The organism is Vibrio crassostreae (assembly GCF_041439375.1).
Classification (GTDB): domain Bacteria; phylum Pseudomonadota; class Gammaproteobacteria; order Enterobacterales; family Vibrionaceae; genus Vibrio; species Vibrio crassostreae_D.
In genome coordinates this window covers 39,925-58,417 of record NZ_JBGONY010000032.1, presented here as the reverse complement: position 1 = coordinate 58,417, position 18,493 = coordinate 39,925, and the positions used below count along the sequence as shown (strand labels likewise).

Sequence of the window (18,493 nt, the reverse complement as noted above, 5' to 3'; positions counted from 1 at the left end):
TATTCATCAACGAGTGCCCACACAGATTGATAGGTTTAAATTGTTAAAGAGCTTTTCCTTTTTGAGCCTCGCTCAAATCGGACGGCCATTTTAGCGATTTAAGTTTTAGTGTCAACCACTATTTTCAAAACTTTTTTTCAAGCGCTTAGCTTGGCTAATTTGACCTGCTGATTCGTTTTGGTTTCCTAAGAAGCCATCCCGTGTCAGCGAGGTGGCATTATAGAGATTTCGATCACACTGGCAAGCCCTTTTTGAAGTTTTTCTCGTTTTTTTATTCGTTCGATTAAAAAGAGCACAAAACGCCTCAAAAGTAGGCTTTTCTCTTACATATCTTGCAGTTTCTTAGAGAATAAAGAGACTTTTTCCCAGTTTGTGTATTCGACTTCCTTGGTTGTATCCGTTTCACCACCTGTCATATTCATAATGAAGCGAATCATGGTTTTATCGAACCAGTTATAACGTGGATAATAGAGTGCGCCAGCAAACACACCGATTAGAGTCGGCTGCCATGGGGACTTTAGAAGAAACTTCTTAATATAGGCGCTACCTTCAGGGGTATCTTTTCCTTGGTCTTCTTTACGCGCTGTTAAGTTAACGCAAAAGAAGGCAACCTTATTTGATTGCAGCTGAGCAAGGTTGGCATCAATGAACTGATATAGCTTCTTATTGAGATGCCCATAGCGAATAGATGCGCCAATCAACACTCTGTCGTATTGAGCAAAGTCGACATTACCAATGGTGTGCAGATCTTGAAGCTCACATTCAAACTCATTCATTTCTTCTTTTATATAGTTCAAGATTTTCTTGGTCTGCCCTTCACGGCTTGAATACAAAAATAGAGCTTTTGCCAAAATGTTGTCCTTAGCTACGCCAAAACGTAGGGGTCAATAAAATTAATAAGGTGAATATCTCTAAACGACCAAACAGCATAGATACGATCAACACCCACTTAGCCTTGTCATTCACATCGCCGAAGTGCATTGCCACTTCACCTAAGCCCGGGCCAAGGTTATTCAATGTTGCCGCTACGGCAGAGAAAGCACTCAGCTCATCCATACCGGTTGCAATCAGAGCCAACATACAAACCACAAAAACCAATGCGTATGCAGAGAAGAAGCCCCACACCGCATCCACGACACGCTGTGGTAGTGCCGAACCGCCAACCTTGATGGTATAGACAGCTCGCGGGTGGACAAGGCGCTTCATTTCACGAGCACCTTGCAAGGTAAGCAGTAATATTCGAATGACTTTCATACCGCCACCCGTTGAACCTGCACAGCCCCCTATAAAAGAAGAGAACAGAAGCAGCACAGGTAAGAATAACGGCCACTCAGAGAAACCTGTGGTGGTGAAGCCTGCGGTTGTTGAAATAGACACCGTTTGGAACAAGGCTTGATCAAAAGCATCGTAATACGAGTCATAAGAGTGGTGATTAAGCAGTAATAAGAAACAAACTAAGAACAAGACTGCTTGAATAAAGATAAAGGCGCGGAATTCAGGATCTTTCCAATAATACTTAGGATGCACACCACCAGAAGCAAATGCAGCAAAGTGAAGCGAATAGTTACACGCAGAGATAAGAAGGAACACGACCGTAATCATGTTGATAGCCGGGCTGTTGAAATAGCCCATACTCGTATCGTGAGTCGAGAAGCCACCAATCGCAATAGTAGAGAAGCTATGACTTATAGCATCAAAGAAGCTCATCCCTGCAAGCCAAAACGCCACCGCACAAGCAATCGTTAGACTCAGATAGATGTACCAAAGCGCTTTTGCCGTTTCAGCAATACGTGGAGTCATCTTACTGTCTTTTACAGGGCCCGGGATTTCTGCACGATATAGCTGCATACCACCGATGCCCAGAACCGGAAGGATGGCTACCGCCAATACGATGATACCCATACCACCAAACCATTGCAGGAACTGGCGGTAAAACAGAATCGCCTTAGGCAGATCATCGAGGCCGACAATAACGGTCGCGCCCGTGGTTGTTAATGCAGAAAAGGATTCGAAGAAAGCATCGGTTACCGACACATTAGGGTTATCGGCGATCAAAAACGGCAGCGCACCAGCACTACCGATTACCGTCCAGAATAAAACAACAATCAAGAAGCCATCACGCGCTTTCAATTCATGCTTATAACGTCGGTTTGGAAACCAGCAGGTTGCTCCACAGAATAAGAGAACAAAAAAGGTCGTCACAAATGGCACACCCGCACCATCTCGATAGATCAGTGCGACGAGCGCAGGCGCGAGCATTGATACACTAAAAAGTGCTAATAATAATCCGACGATTCGAATAATTGAGCGAAATTGCATGAGCTATTGAACGAAGCGAAATGCTTCACACTTCCTAGTTGTCTTTGACTTTCGTTACCAGTGCCTTAGCACCGCTTTTATTGATCATGGTTTGGGTAAACGAATCTACCTGAAGGAGCTCTATTTCAATAATAAGCTCAACTTGAACACCATAATCCGCTTGGACTTCAACAGCCTGATGCTGAGCCATGATGGATTGTGCAATCGGCACAAAGCCATAGTCTAACTCTAGCCGTAATTTTGTGGTTATTTTTTTCTCGATAGTTTGAAGCAGCTTGAGAGCTTGTTGTACTCCACCACCATAAGCCTTAACTAAACCACCAGTACCAAGCTTAATTCCACCTGAATAGCGAGTGACTACAGCCGTTAACTCGCCAACACCCGAACCAGACAGTTGCGCCAAGATAGGCTTTCCAGCAGTACCCGAGGGTTCGCCATCATCACTAAAGCCCCACTTCATCGAGTCTTCAGGTCGCCCTGCAGCAAAGCCCCAACAGTTATGTCGCGCTGAAGAGTGCTCTTTTTTTACCTGCTCTACGAATTGTTTAGCAGTTTCTATACTTGGTGTATGAGCAAGGTGCGTAATAAAGACGCTCTTTTTTATCTCTTCTTCAAACAGAGCTGACGCTGACGGTATTAAATAGGGCTGTTCATTCATATCGTTAACTTAGTAAATAAGAGCGGAGAAGTGTATCACGCGTGAATAATAAGGGTTAGAGGATCTGTGCTATCGCACAATGTTAAACAATTGTTTAAAAAATGTATTGAAATTAATCAACCACAGGTACAGACTAAGATAACTGGTCTTACCAGGTATTCTACAATAATAGAAAGATAACAAGATTCTCTCAAACAATCGTGGATTGTATGTCATGGAGATAGACAATGATTTACCAAGCTAACACCCTACAGGTAAAGGAATTACAAGATGGTATTGCGGAATTAAGCTTCTGTGCACCAGCCTCTGTAAACAAACTCGACCTTGCTACTTTAGAATCACTAGATAAAGCGTTAGATGCTCTTAATGCTCATGCAGGATTACGTGGTTTAATCTTAACTTCAAACAAAGACGCGTTCATTGTAGGCGCAGACATCACAGAATTCCTTGGCTTATTTGCTAAGCCAGAAGCAGAACTTGATGAATGGTTAAGATTCGCTAATTCAATCTTCAGCAAGCTAGAAGACCTTCCTGTCCCAACTCTTTCAATGATGCGTGGCCATGCCCTTGGCGGCGGCTGTGAATGTGTACTCGCTACCGATTTCCGTATAGGTGACAAGACCACCAGCATAGGTCTGCCTGAAACCAAACTCGGTATCATGCCTGGTTTTGGTGGTTGTGTGCGCCTGCCTCGTGTTATCGGTGCTGACAGCGCAATGGAAATTATCACTCAAGGCAAAGCATGCCGTGCTGATGAAGCGCTAAAAGTTGGCTTGTTAGATGCGATTGTAGAAACAGACCAGCTGCTAGAGTCGGCAATCAACACCGTATCTCTGGCTGCCAATGAAAAACTAGACTGGCAGTTACGCCGCAAACAGAAAACATCAGCATTGTCGCTTAGCAAACTAGAAGCGATGATGAGCTTTACCATGGCTAAGGGCTTAGTCGCTCAAAAAGCCGGACCTCATTATCCAGCGCCAATCACTTCTGTGATTGCAATTGAAGAAGCGGCACGAAGCGATCGTGATGCTGCACTCGATATCGAACGTAAGCACTTCGTCAAGCTAGCGAAATCAGAAGAAGCTAAAGCACTAGTCGGCTTATTCCTAAATGACCAATACATCAAAGGCCTAGCGAAGCAAGCGGGTAAGTCTGCAAACAAAGCAACTGAGCGTGCAGCCGTACTCGGCGCAGGCATCATGGGCGGCGGTATTGCTTACCAATCAGCGTTAAAAGGCGTGCCCGTGATGATGAAAGACATCGCACAAGCGTCTCTTGACCTTGGTATGAACGAAGCTTCTAAGCTGTTGAATAAACGCTTATCACGCGGTCGCCTAGATGGATTCAAGATGGCAGGCATTCTGTCTTCTATTACTCCAAGTCTGCATTATGCAGGTGTTGAACAATCAGATGTGATTGTGGAAGCGGTTGTAGAAAATCCTAAAGTAAAAGCAGCAGTGCTGAGTGAAGTTGAAGGTCTCGTGGGTGAAGACACAGTTCTTACATCAAACACCTCAACGATTCCGATCAACCTGTTAGCGAAATCTTTGAAGCGCCCAGAAAACTTCTGTGGCATGCACTTCTTTAACCCAGTACATCGCATGCCTTTGGTTGAGATCATCCGTGGCGAGCATACTTCAGAAGAAACCATTAATCGCGTAGTCGCTTACGCAGCGAAGATGGGTAAATCCCCTATCGTTGTTAACGACTGCCCAGGCTTCTTCGTAAACCGTGTACTTTTCCCTTACTTTGGCGGTTTCAGCATGTTGCTACGTGACGGTGCTGATTTCACTAAGATCGATAAAGTGATGGAGCGTAAGTTCGGTTGGCCAATGGGCCCAGCTTACTTGCTAGACGTTGTGGGTCTAGACACAGCACACCACGCACAAGCTGTAATGGCACAAGGTTTCCCTGAGCGTATGGGTAAAGAAGGTCGTGATGCGATCGACGCACTTTACGTTGCTGAAAAATACGGTCAGAAGAACGGCAGCGGTTTCTACACATACAGCTTAGACAAACGCGGTCGTCCTAAGAAGACCTTCTCTGAAGACATTCTTCCTATCTTGGCTGACGTATGCCAACAACCGCAAGACTTTGATGACCAAACAATTATCCAGCGCGTGATGATTCCAATGATCAACGAAGTGGTGCTTTGTCTAGAAGAAGGCATTATCGCGACACCGCAAGAAGCGGATATGGCACTGGTTTACGGTTTAGGCTTCCCTCCATTCAGAGGCGGCGTATTCCGCTACTTAGACAGTGTGGGCATTGGTAACTTCGTTGAAATGGCGAAAGGCTACCAAGACTTAGGTGCAATGTACCAAGTACCTCAGCTATTGCTTGATATGGCAGCGAAGGGCGAAAGCTTTTACGACAGCCAACAAGCCAGTTCTCTGTAACCCACATTTGGAAAAGGAATAGCAAAATGAAAAATGTAGTTGTTGTTGATTGCCTTCGTACCCCAATGGGACGTTCCAAAGGTGGAGCTTTCCGTCACACTCGTGCTGAAGATCTGTCGGCACATTTGATGAAAGGCATTTTAGAGCGCAACCCAGAAGTAAACCCTGTCGAAATTGAAGATATTTACTGGGGTTGTGTACAACAAACGCTAGAGCAAGGCTTCAACGTTGCACGTAACGCTGCCTTGCTTGCTGGTCTACCGATTGAGATTGGTGCGGTGACGGTCAACCGTTTATGTGGTTCATCTATGCAAGCTCTGCATGATGCAACTCGCTCTATCATGGTTGGTGATGCTGAAATCTGCCTGATCGGTGGTGTGGAGCACATGGGGCACGTACCAATGAACCACGGTGTTGATTTTCACCCTGGCATGTCGAAACACGTAGCGAAAGCTGCCGGTATGATGGGCCTAACCGCTGAGATGCTAGGTAAAATGCACGGTATTAGCCGTGAAGACCAAGATGCATTCGCAGCACGCTCACATGCTCGCGCTCAAGCAGCAACAGTTGAAGGTCGTTTCAAAAATGAAATCCTGCCAACCGAAGCTCACGCAGCAGATGGTTCTCTATTTACCCTAGACTACGACGAAGTGATTCGTCCTGAAACCACGGTTGAAGGCCTATCCCAACTGCGTCCTGTATTTGACCCAGCAAACGGTACGGTAACAGCAGGTACTTCATCAGCATTGTCTGATGGTGCTTCTGCAATGCTTATCATGAGCGAAGAGAAAGCCAACGCACTTGGCCTTAAGATTCGTGCTCGCGTGAAGTCGATGGCTATCGCAGGCTGTGATCCTTCAATCATGGGTTACGGCCCAGTACCAGCAACCCAAAAAGCACTAAAACGTGCGGGCCTAACCATTGAAGATATGGGTGTGATTGAGCTAAACGAAGCGTTTGCCGCTCAATCTCTTCCGTGTGCGAAAGACCTAGGTCTACTGGATGTGGTTGATGAGAAAGTAAACCTTAACGGCGGTGCGATTGCTCTTGGTCACCCACTAGGCTGTTCTGGTTCTCGTATCTCGACGACCCTAATCAACCTAATGGAAGCACAAGATGTGAAATACGGCTTAGCGACCATGTGTATTGGTTTAGGTCAAGGTATTGCAACGGTATTTGAACGCCCATAGCGATCACTGACGGTAATACTTGAAGAGTAATCTTTTGTGCAGCTATATTTATATGGCTGCACTTTTTATTATTCGGCATCCAATAATCTATCAATTCGTTCAGCAAACCTAGCGAGAGAAAATCACCACTTATATCTATGCACAGAACGCATAGATTCAATGTTGATGTTTCATTATTTTTTCTCCAACGATTCAACTACAGTTACTTCAGTTTCCTAATATTTCTCCCATGGAGCAGATCATGTTTAAAGCACTTGTACTAAACCAAGAAGACAAAAAAACTATCGCATCAGTTTCTCAAATTGAAGAGTCTCAATTACCAGAAGGCAACGTGAAGATCGATGTAAGCTACTCTTCTTTGAACTACAAAGATGGTTTGGCGATTACAGGTAAAGGGCGCATTGTTCGCAACTTCCCGATGGTTCCTGGTATCGACCTTTCTGGTGTGGTTTCACAATCTGATGACCCACGCTACAAAGCGGGCGACGAAGTTGTTCTAACGGGTTGGGGTGTTGGTGAAGGTCACTGGGGCGGCATGGCTGAGAAAGCAAGCCTAAACGGTGATTGGTTAGTACCAATGCCTGCAGGTCTTGACGCTAAGAAAGTAATGGCGATTGGCACAGCTGGTTTCACTGCGATGCTTTGTGTGCAAGCTATCGTAGATGCAGGCATCAAACCTGAAGACGGTGAAATCCTAGTAACAGGCGCAAGTGGCGGTGTAGGCAGTGTATCTATCACTCTACTAAACCAACTGGGTTACAAAGTCGCAGCAGTTACTGGCCGTGCTTCTGTAAACGGTGAACTACTTAAATCATTAGGCGCGACACGTATTGTAGAGCGTGCTGAACTAGAAGAACCAGCGAAACCACTAGAGAAACAACTGTGGGCTGGCGCTATCGATACCGTAGGCAGCAAAGTGCTTGCGAAGGTATTGGCGCAAATTGATTACAACGGTGCAGTTGCGATGTGTGGTCTAGCAGGCGGTTTTGACTTACCAACAACGGTAATGCCATTCATTCTGCGTAACGTTCGCCTACAAGGTGTGGATTCAGTAATGTGCCCTCGTGAAAAACGTATTAAAGCGTGGGAGCAACTGGCTGAGCTACTACCAGAATCTTTCTACACTCAAGCAACCAAAGAAGTGCATTTAGACGGTGCAATTCAAGCCGCAGAAGACATCACTAACGGTCAAATCACTGGTCGCGTAGTCATTAAACTATAGATTCTCAATCACAAAGTTATCAAACCTTAAGCGCCAGCGTTAGGCTTGGATAACCAAAAACAACAAAGGGCTGATTTATATCAGCCCTTTTGCGTTTTTGTCATTTGGGTCGAGTGAATCTAAACCAAGTCTTAGCTAACCCAAGCCGACATCCGCAATCCGTTTTTGAATCAACTCACCACATTCCTCTTTGACCACTCTTCTCAACCATTGTTGTGAAGCAGAAGAGTCGCAACGCGAGTGCCAGATCAGTGAGTAATCAAACGGCATAAACTCGAATGGCAGCGGCTTGACGACTAAGTCATAACGCTCAGCGACCAAATAAGCCAAATCAGCAGGTACAGTGATCACCAACGGCATTCTATCAACAATCGCCAATGCGGCTTCAAGGTGATAAGCACGCAACACCATTTTTCGAGGCTGTTGATTAGCTAACGCGTTGTCTAATAAAGCCTTAACACCATCACTGATCGCAATCATCGCATGCGGGAGTGATACATAGTCTTCAAGGCTTAAAGGCTGGTCCGCCAATGGATGGTTTTTAGATAACAGACACGACACACCAACCGGCCCCAAGACCTCTTGATGAAGTGGTGCAATGCTGCCACTCGGACGACAGATCGCCATATCAACGCGTTCGGTGCTGAGTTGCTTAAACAAATGTTCATGCTGCAGCGGTGCAAACTCCAAAGAGATGTTCGGCGCTTGCTCATAAATCTTCGGTAGTGCATAAGGTAGGATGGTTTGCATCGCGTAGTCAGTGGTCGCAATCAGGAAGCGCTCACTGCAGTAGTAGGGGTCAAAATCACTCGGGCTAAGTAATTGGCGGAATGATTCTAAAGGCTGATCAATGCGTTGGCTGATCTCAAGTGCTTTTTTGGTGGGGATAAGGTGCTGACCTTGTCGCGTAAACAAGGGATCGTTGAGTAACTCTCTTAAGCGCCCTAATACTCGGCTGGTTGCCGACTGACTTAAGTTAAGACGAATCGCGGCCTGGCTAACACTGCCCTCTTCAATCAATACCTTTAAAGCGACCAATAAATTCAGGTCTCTACGATAGATGTCTTCTAATTCCACACCACTTACCTAGCTGTATACGATTGTCATTGATCACTAAGTTGTTTATAGCATGCTTTAGATAAAAAAATCCCGCAATTACGCGGGGAAGCCCAAGAAAATCTGGGGATAGTGTCGGAATGTTGTCGTATCGGAATTTGCTTGTTGTATTCGGGTTAGTGCTCTCGCTCTTCGGCTATACCTTGCCAACGGCGCATCTCCACCCAAATACCAATAATCGTTGCTACTATGCCAAAAATAGGCATCAGTGAGGTCTCTGTCGATGAACGTAGTACTAACGCACAAAAAGAAATAAAACAGAGAACCGAATAAATTGTTAATCTATCTAATCCTGTCAACATCGCCACTCCTTAGCTAGTTGCCTTTGCTTTAAGTTGTTATCAACTTGTTAACTAAGTTATAGGAAATGATTCTGTTTGCCAAGCACTTATTGCATATTTTTTCTGCAGACGTATTATTCACTCGTTAGATAGATATAGAGATACAAACCATGACATTCAAACCTGAACTGGCAACCCATACTTTAGAAGCTGAAGGCCTGCGTTGCCCAGAGCCAGTAATGATGGTCAGGAAGACAATTAGAAACATGCAGGATGGCGATGTGTTACTGGTAAAAGCTGACGACCCTTCGACAACTCGAGATATTCCGAGCTTTTGTCGATTCATGGATCACCAGTTGGTAGGCCAAGCAACAGAAACGTTGCCTTACCAGTATTTGATCAGAAAGGGATTGGAGGCGTAGCGCCCCACCGACTATCAAGTATCAAAAAAGCCGCTGGTACCTTATGTTCTTAAACAGAACTCAGAGTACCAGCGGCTTTTTGTTTATTCGCTTCTAGACTTGTTTTGCAGATGCTCTAGCTGATGCTGAATTTCTCGGATATCTTTGCGCATCGGAATAATATGCGCGACCCGAATCCAAGCCTCTACCGCAAGCGCAGTCATGATGATGGCACCCGCGACCATTGGCAGCCACATGTCCGTCAACACCATGCCTAATAATGTAAGTGCAAGACCAAAGGTAAATAGATAACTTTGGCTTTGTGGAGTAATACCCATATAACGCGTCAACATAATCATGCCCTCGTGTTCTTAACTCACAAGATTAAAATATCATGACAAGTATGACAGTTATATGTCCGTTCGCTCGATAAACCCCACAATACTGTAAGAGTATGACCTACAACACATTACTCTACTGATTGAGTATAATAAGACTCAATACCACCTATCAATAGAAAGCCGCAGCGATAGCTAAACCCACGAATAACAAGGCTGTGATCTTACGAATCAGATCAAGAGGCATCTTATCAGCAGACAGCTTACCGATGATCACCACAGGCACATTTGCCAGCAACATACCAATGGTTGTACCCAGAATCACCCACGCTAATGCATCCGCATATTGAGCCCCTAGGATAGAGGTCGCAATTTGGGTTTTATCGCCGATCTCAGCAATAAAGAAAGCGATAAAACTGGCGACAAACGGTCCTCGGTTTGAGATCTGTTCATCGTCATCTAACTTATCGGGAATCAAAATCCAGCCAGCCATCGCAATGAAACTGACCACCAGCACCCACTTTAATACTTCAGGTGAAAGATAATCAGCAACCACGACCCCGAGCCATGCTGCAAGGGCATGATTGGCAATGGTGGCAAAGAAGATAGCTGCGATGATAGGTATCGGCTTGCGATATCGACTGGCTAATAAAAGAGATAGCAACTGAGTCTTATCACCGATCTCGGCTAAGGCGACAGTTGTAATTGAAATTGCTAAAACGCTCACGACATGCTCATTTGGGATGGGGATTATTATATTTAACCAAAGACAAACCTCGCGCCCCATCCCGGTTCACGATGCTTGTCTATGGTCTTGCTAAGCACCACCAAGGTGGTGGTTGCCTCGAACGCCATGATGATTTTGCATCAATTATGTTGACGAACGAACTCATTCAATAGGATATGAATAAGTAAGCTACTCCCCAAAGACCGCGAGATTTTAATAGCCCATGCTTTCAAACACAAGTGTCAAAGTTATCAAAATATCCACTTGTGCCGAAAAACAAACATTAAAGGCACAAAAATCCACTAAACGACATTTTAGACCACTAATTAAACAAGATTACCCCTACTCGCTTTACAAATATCTCGGTATACTCAGAGGTTATTTTTCTCATTCATTTAAAAGAATCGCGCGAACCTGACTATGCAAAAATACGATATCAAAACCTTCCAGGGAATGATCCTCGCGCTGCAGGATTACTGGGCTCAAAACGGTTGTACCATTGTTCAACCTCTAGATATGGAAGTTGGTGCAGGCACCTCTCACCCAATGACATGTCTACGAGCACTTGGCCCAGAGCCAATGTCTACAGCTTACGTACAACCTTCACGTCGTCCTACTGATGGCCGTTACGGTGAAAACCCTAACCGTCTGCAGCACTACTACCAATTCCAAGTAGCGCTAAAACCATCGCCAGACAATATCCAAGAGTTGTACCTAGGCTCCCTAGAGGTTCTTGGTGTTGACCCACTTGTTCACGACATTCGCTTCGTTGAAGATAACTGGGAAAACCCAACACTAGGTGCATGGGGCCTTGGTTGGGAAGTATGGCTAAACGGCATGGAAGTAACTCAGTTTACTTACTTCCAACAGGTTGGCGGCCTTGAGTGTAAGCCAGTAACCGGCGAGATTACATACGGTATCGAGCGTCTAGCAATGTACATCCAGGAAGTAGATTCTGTTTACGACCTAGTATGGAACGTAGCACCAGACGGTTCTAACGTGACTTACGGTGACATCTTCCACCAAAACGAAGTTGAGCAATCAACGTACAACTTCGAGCACGCAGACGTAGATTTCCTATTCACTTTCTTCGATCAGTGCGAGAAAGAATGTAAAGAGCTACTTGAGCTTGAGAAGCCACTTCCGCTTCCAGCTTACGAGCGCATTCTAAAAGCAGGTCACGCATTCAACATCCTTGATGCGCGCAAAGCTATCTCTGTAACAGAGCGTCAACGTTACATCCTTCGAATCCGCAACCTGACTAAATCAGTTGCAGAGGCGTACTACGCGTCACGTGAAGCGCTTGGCTTCCCAATGTGTAAGAAGGATAAATAATCATGGCGAAGAATTTTCTAATTGAACTGGGTACGGAAGAGCTTCCACCAACAGCACTTCGTTATCTAGCAGAAGCCTTTGCTTCTAACTTTGAAGCGGGTCTTAAAACTGCTGAGCTTTCTCACGAAGGCATCAAGTGGTACGCAGCACCTCGCCGTCTAGCACTTAAAGTAACTGCACTGGCTGAAGGTCAAGCAGATAAAGTGGTTGAGAAGCGTGGTCCTGCTATTTCTGTAGCATTCGATGCAGAAGGTAACGCAACTAAAGCTGCACAAGGTTGGGCTCGTGGTAACGGTATTACTGTTGAGCAAGCTGACCGTCTGAAAACAGACAAAGGCGAGTGGCTTCTTTTCAAACAAGAAGTGGCTGGTAAACCAGTTCAAGAATTGGTGATGGACATTGCTGCGAAAGCACTAGCTGGTCTACCGATTCCTAAAGCAATGCGCTGGGGTAACTCAGACATTCAATTTATCCGTCCAGTGAAAACACTGACAGTACTATTAGGTGATGAGCTTGTTGAAGGCGAAATCCTAGGTGTAGCTTCTGCTCGTACTATCCGTGGTCACCGTTTCATGGGCGAACAAGAGTTCACAATCGACTCTGCTGACCAATACCCTGCGATCTTAGAAGAGCGCGGTAAAGTAATGGCAGATTACGAAGCGCGTAAAGCAATCATTCTTGCTGATGCTAAAAAAGCAGCAGACGCGGTTGGCGGTATTGCTGACCTAGAAGATGACCTTGTTGAAGAAGTCACCTCTTTGGTTGAATGGCCTGTTGTTCTTACTGCTAAGTTTGAGCAAGAGTTCCTAAAAGTGCCTTCTGAAGCTTTGGTTTACACCATGAAAGGTGACCAGAAGTACTTCCCAGTGTATGACGCTGATAAGAACCTTCTACCAAACTTCATCTTCGTTTCGAACATCGAGTCTAAAGAGCCTCGCCACGTTATCGAAGGTAACGAGAAAGTTGTACGCCCGCGTCTAGCGGATGCTGAATTCTTCTTCAACACAGACCGTAAGCGTCCGCTTATCGACCGTCTTGCTGAACTAGACCAAGCTATCTTCCAGAAGCAGCTGGGTACTATCAAAGACAAGACAGACCGCATCACAGAACTAGCTGGCTACATTGCCGAGCAAATCGATGCTGACGTTGAGAAATCTAAGCGTGCTGGCCTACTGGCTAAGTGTGACCTAATGACATCAATGGTATTCGAATTTACGGATACTCAAGGTGTGATGGGCATGCACTACGCAACTCACGATGGTGAAGACGAGCAAGTTGCACTAGCACTTTACGAGCAGTATATGCCTCGTTTCGCTGGTGACACACTACCAAGCACAGGTATCTCTTCTGCAGTCGCAATGGCAGACAAGCTAGACACTATCGTAGGTATCTTCGGTATTGGCCAAGCACCAAAAGGTTCTGACCCATTCGCACTACGTCGTGCATCACTAGGTGTGCTACGTATCATCGTTGAAAACGGCTACAACCTAGACCTAACCGATCTTATCGGTAAAGCGAAAGAGCTACTAGGCGACAAGCTGACTAACGAAAACGTAGAAGCTGACGTTATCGACTTTATGCTAGGTCGTTTCCGCGCATGGTACCACGATGCTGGTTTCAGCGTTGATATCATCCAAGCAGTACTAGCACGTCGTCCAACTAAGCCAGCTGACTTTGACCAACGTGTTAAAGCGGTTTCTCACTTCCGCGAACTGGAAGCAGCAGAAGCACTAGCAGCAGCGAACAAGCGTGTAGGTAACATCCTTGCGAAATTCGACGGCGAACTACCAGCAGAAATCGACCTAACTCTTCTTCAAGAAGACGCAGAGAAAGCACTGGCTGAGAACGTTGAAGTAATGACGGAAGCACTAGAACCAGCATTCGCAACAGGCAACTACCAAGAAGCCCTAAGCAAGCTTGCTGATCTACGTGAACCAGTAGATGCATTCTTCGATAACGTAATGGTTATGGCGGATGACGAAGCGCTTAAGAAGAACCGTCTAACGCTACTGAACAACCTACGTAACCTGTTCCTACAGATTGCTGATATCTCTCTACTGCAAAAGTAAGCACGAAAGAGACCGTTGATCGAAGCTATGCTTTAAGCAACTAAAGATAAACACCCAAAGGGAAGCGAAAGCTTCCCTTTTTGTTTTTGTGAACTGAGTAATTATTTGTAGAGGTAATATTAGATAACCGAATGAATTAGCACTCAGACTGTAGGTCCCCTTATTTGTTATAAATGTCCTGTTTATTCGGGGAAGGACACAATGAAAAAAACAACACTCGCGCTTTCAATTCTCGCACTCAGCGCATGCAGCCAAACCACAGACAACAACTTATTACTCACCATAGATAACGAGACTCTTACCTTTCAGTCGACAGGGCAAGGCACGTTATTAGCAGAACATGAGCTAGCAAAAGGCAGTTATGCTTTTTCTATCGGTGATGCTCAGCAAACCTGTGGTACCAACTACTCTCTAGCTGAAGAAAGTCGCATCAAGTTCAATAAACCCCTTCGCTTAGACGATTGCGCCGAAAAATCTGAAATCAACATAAAAGTATTTCGTCCTAATACCTACCAGTTCACATTAAACCCACAAACGAATGAACTCACGATTAAGATCAAACCAAAACAGAAAGAAGTCCAAAGCTTCACATGCCCCGTTCCAAGTGATTCACCCACCACTATCAATGTGGCAAAAACCTTTGATGACGGCACCCTAGTGAGAGACGCACTTTCTGGTACACAAGCTACTGTAACCAATGGTAGCGTCACCATGCAGCCAGCAGAAGACAGTCAAGGTGTATTACTACTAGAAAAAGTAGAAACCAAAACCAAGCCGGATTTTAGTTGGGATAATGCTACGGTTTACTTTGTCATGACCGACCGTTTCCACAACGGCAATCCAGACAACGACAACAGCTATGGTCGCAGCCAAGATGCTCAAGATGAAATAGGTACTTTTCATGGTGGTGACTTAGCTGGTTTAACAGAAAAGCTCGACTACATAGAATCACTTGGTGCAAACGCTATTTGGATAACCTCTCCTTTAGAACAAATTCACGGCTGGGTCGGCGGTGGTGACAAAGGTGACTTCAAACACTATGGTTATCACGGCTACTACCATCAAGATTGGACCAAACTTGATGACAACATGGGCACTGAAGACGAGCTAAAAACTTTCATCGATACTGCGCATAGCAAAGGCATTCGTGTCGTTTGGGACGTGGTAATGAACCACACTGGCTATGCGACACTTGCTGATATGCAAGAGTTCGACTTTGGTAAGCTCAACCTCACCGATGAACAAGCCAAAAAAACACTTGGCGAAAACTGGACAGACTGGCAACCCGCTAAAGGCCAGAACTGGCACTACTTCAATAACTACATCTCATACAGCGATAAAGAAGCGTGGGAAAAATGGTGGGGCAAGGCATGGCTACGCAGCGATATCGGCGCTTATGACTCTCCGGGTTACAACAACCTAACCATGTCTTTGGCGCACCTGCCCGATTTCAAAACAGAATCGACAGAAACCACCGGGCTACCGAACTTCTACCGCAATAAGTCCACCAGCGCGATTGATGAACTCAAAACACCTCGCGACCACCTAATCACTTGGTTATCTGATTGGGTGCGTGAATACGGCGTTGATGGCTTTAGGGTTGATACCGCCAAGCACGTTGAACTGGACGCTTGGGCAGAGCTTAAAGAGAGCACCAATCAAGCGCTTGCAGAATGGAAGCAAAACAACCCAGACAAAGCCTTGGATGACCTACCATTTTGGATGACAGGTGAAGTATGGGCACACAGCGTGGTTAAATCCGATTACTTCGCTAACGGCTTTGATTCGATCATCAACTTTGAATTCCAGAGCGACATCGCCCCTAAGGCGCTTAAGTGCCTATCTGATCTTGATGCTGATTACCTTCGCTACGCTGAGAAGATCAACAATGACAGCGAGTTCAACGTGTTGAGTTACCTATCGTCTCACGACACCTCGCTATTCTGGACGCAGCACGGCAGTGACTTTGCCAAACAGACCAAAGCAGCGAATGCATTAATGCTGGCTCCCGGCGCAGTGCAGATCTATTACGGGGATGAGATTGCGCGCGGTTTCGGCCCAACAGGATCGGACCCAATGCAAGGTACTCGTTCAGATATGCCTTGGGATAAAATTATAGGCGAACGAGCGGAGTTGCTGGAACACTGGCAAGCGCTTGGTCAATTCCGCCAACGCCACCCAGCGGTTGCTCAAGGCAAGCACATCATCCGCAATAGTAAGGGCTACTATGCGTTCGAACGCCAATACCAAGATGACAAGGTGTTGGTTGTGTATACTGGATCGAAATAAGCCCACGGATTTGAACAGTCAAAATTTATGGAGAAGCTTCGGCTTCTCCTTTTTGATCTCAAAAACCAGTGCAATAAGCAAGCAGTCACTCATTAGCCAAACTTTATAGAAGTTTTTTCCGTGTTAGAGCATTTGGCGCTATGCGTCGCAAAAACATTGCGGTATGTTCAAGGAATACACTGATGGCAGACATAAGGTCTGCCTTAATGACACGTAACAAGCAATCACAATGAATTAGGTAAAATAAGTAATGCAGTTCTCTAAGTTTGGTGAAAAGTTTAATCGTTACTCTGGAATCACTCGTTTAATGGATGATTTGAATGATGGCCTGCGCACTCCTGGCGCAATCATGCTTGGTGGTGGCAACCCAGCCGCTATCCCTGCCATGCTCGATTACTTTAACCAAGCCAGTGCAGACATGCTCGCCAGTGGAGAACTCATCGCCGCCCTCGCCAACTACGATGGCCCACAGGGCAAAGACAGCTTCATTAAGTCATTAGCTGCAATGCTAAAAGAGACCTATGGCTGGGACATCAGCGAGAAGAACATCAGCCTGACTAACGGCAGCCAAAGTGGCTTCTTCTACCTATTCAACCTGCTAGCTGGCCAACAACCTGATGGTTCACACAAGAAAATCTTGCTGCCGATCGCTCCTGAATACATCGGCTACGGTGACGCAGGGATTGATGACGACATCTTTATCTCTTACCACCCAGAGATCGAGCTGCTAGAAAACCGACAGTTCAAATACCACGTCGATTTCGAACAGCTAAAAGTCGATGACTCAGTAGCTGCTATCTGTGCGTCTCGCCCAACCAACCCAACCGGTAACGTACTGACCGACGAAGAAGTACGTAAACTAGATAAGCTGGCGCGTGAGAACAATATCCCACTGCTGATCGATAACGCGTACGGCCTGCCATTTCCAAACATCATCTTTGAAGACGTTGAACCGTTCTGGAATGAAAATACAATTCTGTGCATGAGCCTATCTAAGCTTGGTTTGCCAGGCGTACGCTGCGGTATCGTGATTGCGAGCGAAGAGGTTACCCAAGCGCTAACTAACATGAATGGCATTATCAGCTTAGCGCCAAGCAGTGTTGGGCCTGCTATCGCAAACCACATGATTGAGAACGGTGACTTACTACGCTTAAGCAGCGAAGTGATTAAGCCTTTCTATAAAGAGAAGTCTTTGCGCGCCGTTGAACTACTGCAAGATGCTATCGATGACCCGCGTTTCCGTATCCACAAGCCTGAAGGCGCTATCTTCTTATGGCTATGGTTTGATGAACTGCCAATCACCACAATGGAACTGTACGACAGATTGAAAGCTCGCGGTGTATTGATTGTTCCGGGTGAATACTTCTTTATCGGCCAGGAAGACGAGTGGGATCATGCTCATCAATGCCTACGTATGAACTACGTACAAGACGATGAAGCAATGCAGAAAGGTATTGCGATCATTGCTGAAGAAGTGAAAAAGGCTTACAGCGAAAGCAAATAGAGATTCCCTACTCGGTCGTTCCTCCCTCTATGGAATGACGCTAACAGGACAAACAAAAAAGAGCACCTCATAAGGTGCTCTTTCACTTTTACTTCCCGATAGTTTTTAGCTCTAAGGAGCTAACAGTAATTAACCTTCTAGTAGGCTATTACTATTAATAGCAATCTTACGTGGTTGCATCGCTTCTGGGATTTCGCGTTCTAGGTCGATGTGAAGAAGACCATTTTCCATGCTTGCACCTACCACTTTTACGTAGTCAGCCAGTTGGAATTTGCGCTCAAAATCGCGCTCTGCAATACCTTGATATACGAAGGTTTTCTCTGCTTCTGCTTTACGCTCACCTTTCACAATTAGCATGTTCTCTTTTTGAGTTAGATCTAATTGGTCATCAGCAAAACCAGCAACGGCCATAGTAATACGGTAGTTGTTCTCGTTTTTTTGCTCGATGTTGTATGGAGGGTAACCGCCAGAAGAGTTCTTCGATGTGTTCGCTTCCATCATGTTGAATAGACGATCGAAGCCGATTGCGTTGCGGTAAAGTGGAGTGAAATCTACAGTTCTCATAATGCTATCCTTTTAGTAAGCAATAGTCTTAGCTGTGAATTTTACTTAGATCGAACCTGTGTATGACCCAGTAAACAGCTA

Annotated in this window: 16 protein-coding genes and 1 riboswitch; of the genes, 8 read left to right on the top strand and 8 right to left on the bottom strand. The window is 45.6% G+C overall.

The features are described 5' to 3' along the window. Window positions 1-323: 323 nt before the first annotated feature. Genes hemG through ACED45_RS14300 form a run of 3 tightly spaced genes read right to left on the bottom strand, consistent with a single transcriptional unit; the run spans window position 324 to window position 2,977 of the window. Entirely contained in the window at window positions 324-851 is a 528-nt protein-coding gene (hemG, locus tag ACED45_RS14310; RefSeq protein WP_060983437.1) for a menaquinone-dependent protoporphyrinogen IX dehydrogenase, read from the bottom strand. Between the two features lie 10 nt (window positions 852-861). After that, window positions 862-2,319 (bottom strand): TrkH family potassium uptake protein, encoded by a 1,458-nt coding sequence (locus ACED45_RS14305; protein WP_371714304.1) that lies wholly within the window; start codon window positions 2,317-2,319, stop codon window positions 862-864. Between the two features lie 34 nt (window positions 2,320-2,353). Continuing rightward, window positions 2,354-2,977, bottom strand: coding sequence for a YigZ family protein (locus ACED45_RS14300; RefSeq protein ID WP_210447671.1), 624 nt, complete (start codon window positions 2,975-2,977; stop codon window positions 2,354-2,356). Between the two features lie 227 nt (window positions 2,978-3,204). Between ACED45_RS14300 and fadB the strand changes: the two genes are divergently transcribed. The 3 genes from fadB to acuI all read left to right on the top strand — a co-directional run bounded on the left by fadB (window position 3,205) and on the right by acuI (window position 7,788). Further along, window positions 3,205-5,376, top strand: a complete 2,172-nt coding sequence (gene fadB, locus ACED45_RS14295; RefSeq protein WP_371714303.1) for a fatty acid oxidation complex subunit alpha FadB — start codon at window positions 3,205-3,207, stop codon at window positions 5,374-5,376. A gap of 26 nt (window positions 5,377-5,402) precedes the next feature. Then, on the top strand, window positions 5,403-6,566 hold the full coding sequence (gene fadA / locus ACED45_RS14290; RefSeq protein WP_017058821.1) for an acetyl-CoA C-acyltransferase FadA: 1,164 nt from the start codon (window positions 5,403-5,405) through the stop codon (window positions 6,564-6,566). 241 nt (window positions 6,567-6,807) lie between these two features. Further along, entirely contained in the window at window positions 6,808-7,788 is a 981-nt protein-coding gene (gene acuI / locus ACED45_RS14285) for an acrylyl-CoA reductase (NADPH) (protein ID WP_371714302.1), read from the top strand. Window positions 7,789-7,923: 135 nt separating this feature from the next. On the opposite strand, the gene ACED45_RS14280 is transcribed toward acuI, so the two are convergent. Continuing rightward, a complete protein-coding gene (locus ACED45_RS14280; RefSeq protein WP_048657790.1) occupies window positions 7,924-8,865 on the bottom strand; it encodes a LysR family transcriptional regulator in 942 nt (313 codons plus the stop codon). Window positions 8,866-9,020: 155 nt separating this feature from the next. Continuing rightward, the gene (locus ACED45_RS14275; protein WP_048657791.1) at window positions 9,021-9,206 is read right to left on the bottom strand and encodes a hypothetical protein; all 186 of its coding nucleotides are present in this window, start codon (window positions 9,204-9,206) and stop codon (window positions 9,021-9,023) included. Between the two features lie 149 nt (window positions 9,207-9,355). Between ACED45_RS14275 and tusA the strand changes: the two genes are divergently transcribed. Continuing rightward, complete coding sequence (tusA, locus tag ACED45_RS14270; RefSeq protein ID WP_004736675.1) at window positions 9,356-9,607, top strand: sulfurtransferase TusA; 252 nt, start codon at window positions 9,356-9,358, stop codon at window positions 9,605-9,607. Window positions 9,608-9,690: 83 nt separating this feature from the next. Here the strand turns inward: tusA and ACED45_RS14265 are convergent, their stop codons facing one another. Further along, the gene (locus ACED45_RS14265; RefSeq protein ID WP_017058818.1) at window positions 9,691-9,945 is read right to left on the bottom strand and encodes a hypothetical protein; all 255 of its coding nucleotides are present in this window, start codon (window positions 9,943-9,945) and stop codon (window positions 9,691-9,693) included. Window positions 9,946-10,096: 151 nt separating this feature from the next. Further along, a complete protein-coding gene (locus ACED45_RS14260; protein ID WP_017058817.1) occupies window positions 10,097-10,651 on the bottom strand; it encodes a TMEM165/GDT1 family protein in 555 nt (184 codons plus the stop codon). A 92-nt stretch (window positions 10,652-10,743) separates the two neighbouring features. Further along, window positions 10,744-10,861, bottom strand: a riboswitch (yybP-ykoY riboswitch). Window positions 10,862-11,071: 210 nt separating this feature from the next. Between ACED45_RS14260 and glyQ the strand changes: the two genes are divergently transcribed. The 4 genes from glyQ to ACED45_RS14240 all read left to right on the top strand — a co-directional run bounded on the left by glyQ (window position 11,072) and on the right by ACED45_RS14240 (window position 17,848). Next, the gene (gene glyQ, locus ACED45_RS14255; RefSeq protein WP_017632669.1) at window positions 11,072-11,986 is read left to right on the top strand and encodes a glycine--tRNA ligase subunit alpha; all 915 of its coding nucleotides are present in this window, start codon (window positions 11,072-11,074) and stop codon (window positions 11,984-11,986) included. Between the two features lie 2 nt (window positions 11,987-11,988). Further along, window positions 11,989-14,055: a glycine--tRNA ligase subunit beta gene (gene glyS / locus ACED45_RS14250; protein WP_371714301.1), complete on the top strand. Its 2,067-nt coding sequence runs from the start codon at window positions 11,989-11,991 to the stop codon at window positions 14,053-14,055. 201 nt (window positions 14,056-14,256) lie between these two features. After that, a complete protein-coding gene (locus ACED45_RS14245; RefSeq protein WP_371714300.1) occupies window positions 14,257-16,344 on the top strand; it encodes an alpha-amylase in 2,088 nt (695 codons plus the stop codon). Between the two features lie 250 nt (window positions 16,345-16,594). Continuing rightward, complete coding sequence (locus ACED45_RS14240; RefSeq protein WP_057622115.1) at window positions 16,595-17,848, top strand: valine--pyruvate transaminase; 1,254 nt, start codon at window positions 16,595-16,597, stop codon at window positions 17,846-17,848. A gap of 129 nt (window positions 17,849-17,977) precedes the next feature. Here ACED45_RS14240 and ACED45_RS14235 read toward each other — a convergent pair whose 3' ends face one another. Next, entirely contained in the window at window positions 17,978-18,412 is a 435-nt protein-coding gene (locus ACED45_RS14235) for an Hsp20 family protein (protein WP_371714299.1), read from the bottom strand. Between the last annotated feature and the right edge of the window lie 81 nt (window positions 18,413-18,493).

What these genes read in the sequence shown, in the direction of transcription:
- ACED45_RS14265 (WP_017058818.1), bottom strand. Translation starts at nt 9,945, where the DNA reads ATGATTATGTTGACGCGTTATATGGGTATTACTCCACAAAGCCAAAGT.
- ACED45_RS14235 (WP_371714299.1), bottom strand. Translation starts at nt 18,412, where the DNA reads ATGAGAACTGTAGATTTCACTCCACTTTACCGCAACGCAATCGGCTTC.
- ACED45_RS14300 (WP_210447671.1), bottom strand. Translation starts at nt 2,977, where the DNA reads ATGAATGAACAGCCCTATTTAATACCGTCAGCGTCAGCTCTGTTTGAA.
- ACED45_RS14305 (WP_371714304.1), bottom strand. Translation starts at nt 2,319, where the DNA reads ATGCAATTTCGCTCAATTATTCGAATCGTCGGATTATTATTAGCACTT.
- ACED45_RS14245 (WP_371714300.1), top strand. Translation starts at nt 14,257, where the DNA reads ATGAAAAAAACAACACTCGCGCTTTCAATTCTCGCACTCAGCGCATGC.
- glyS (WP_371714301.1), top strand. Translation starts at nt 11,989, where the DNA reads ATGGCGAAGAATTTTCTAATTGAACTGGGTACGGAAGAGCTTCCACCA.
- tusA (WP_004736675.1), top strand. Translation starts at nt 9,356, where the DNA reads ATGACATTCAAACCTGAACTGGCAACCCATACTTTAGAAGCTGAAGGC.
- acuI (WP_371714302.1), top strand. Translation starts at nt 6,808, where the DNA reads ATGTTTAAAGCACTTGTACTAAACCAAGAAGACAAAAAAACTATCGCA.
- ACED45_RS14275 (WP_048657791.1), bottom strand. Translation starts at nt 9,206, where the DNA reads ATGTTGACAGGATTAGATAGATTAACAATTTATTCGGTTCTCTGTTTT.
- ACED45_RS14240 (WP_057622115.1), top strand. Translation starts at nt 16,595, where the DNA reads ATGCAGTTCTCTAAGTTTGGTGAAAAGTTTAATCGTTACTCTGGAATC.
- fadB (WP_371714303.1), top strand. Translation starts at nt 3,205, where the DNA reads ATGATTTACCAAGCTAACACCCTACAGGTAAAGGAATTACAAGATGGT.
- fadA (WP_017058821.1), top strand. Translation starts at nt 5,403, where the DNA reads ATGAAAAATGTAGTTGTTGTTGATTGCCTTCGTACCCCAATGGGACGT.
- glyQ (WP_017632669.1), top strand. Translation starts at nt 11,072, where the DNA reads ATGCAAAAATACGATATCAAAACCTTCCAGGGAATGATCCTCGCGCTG.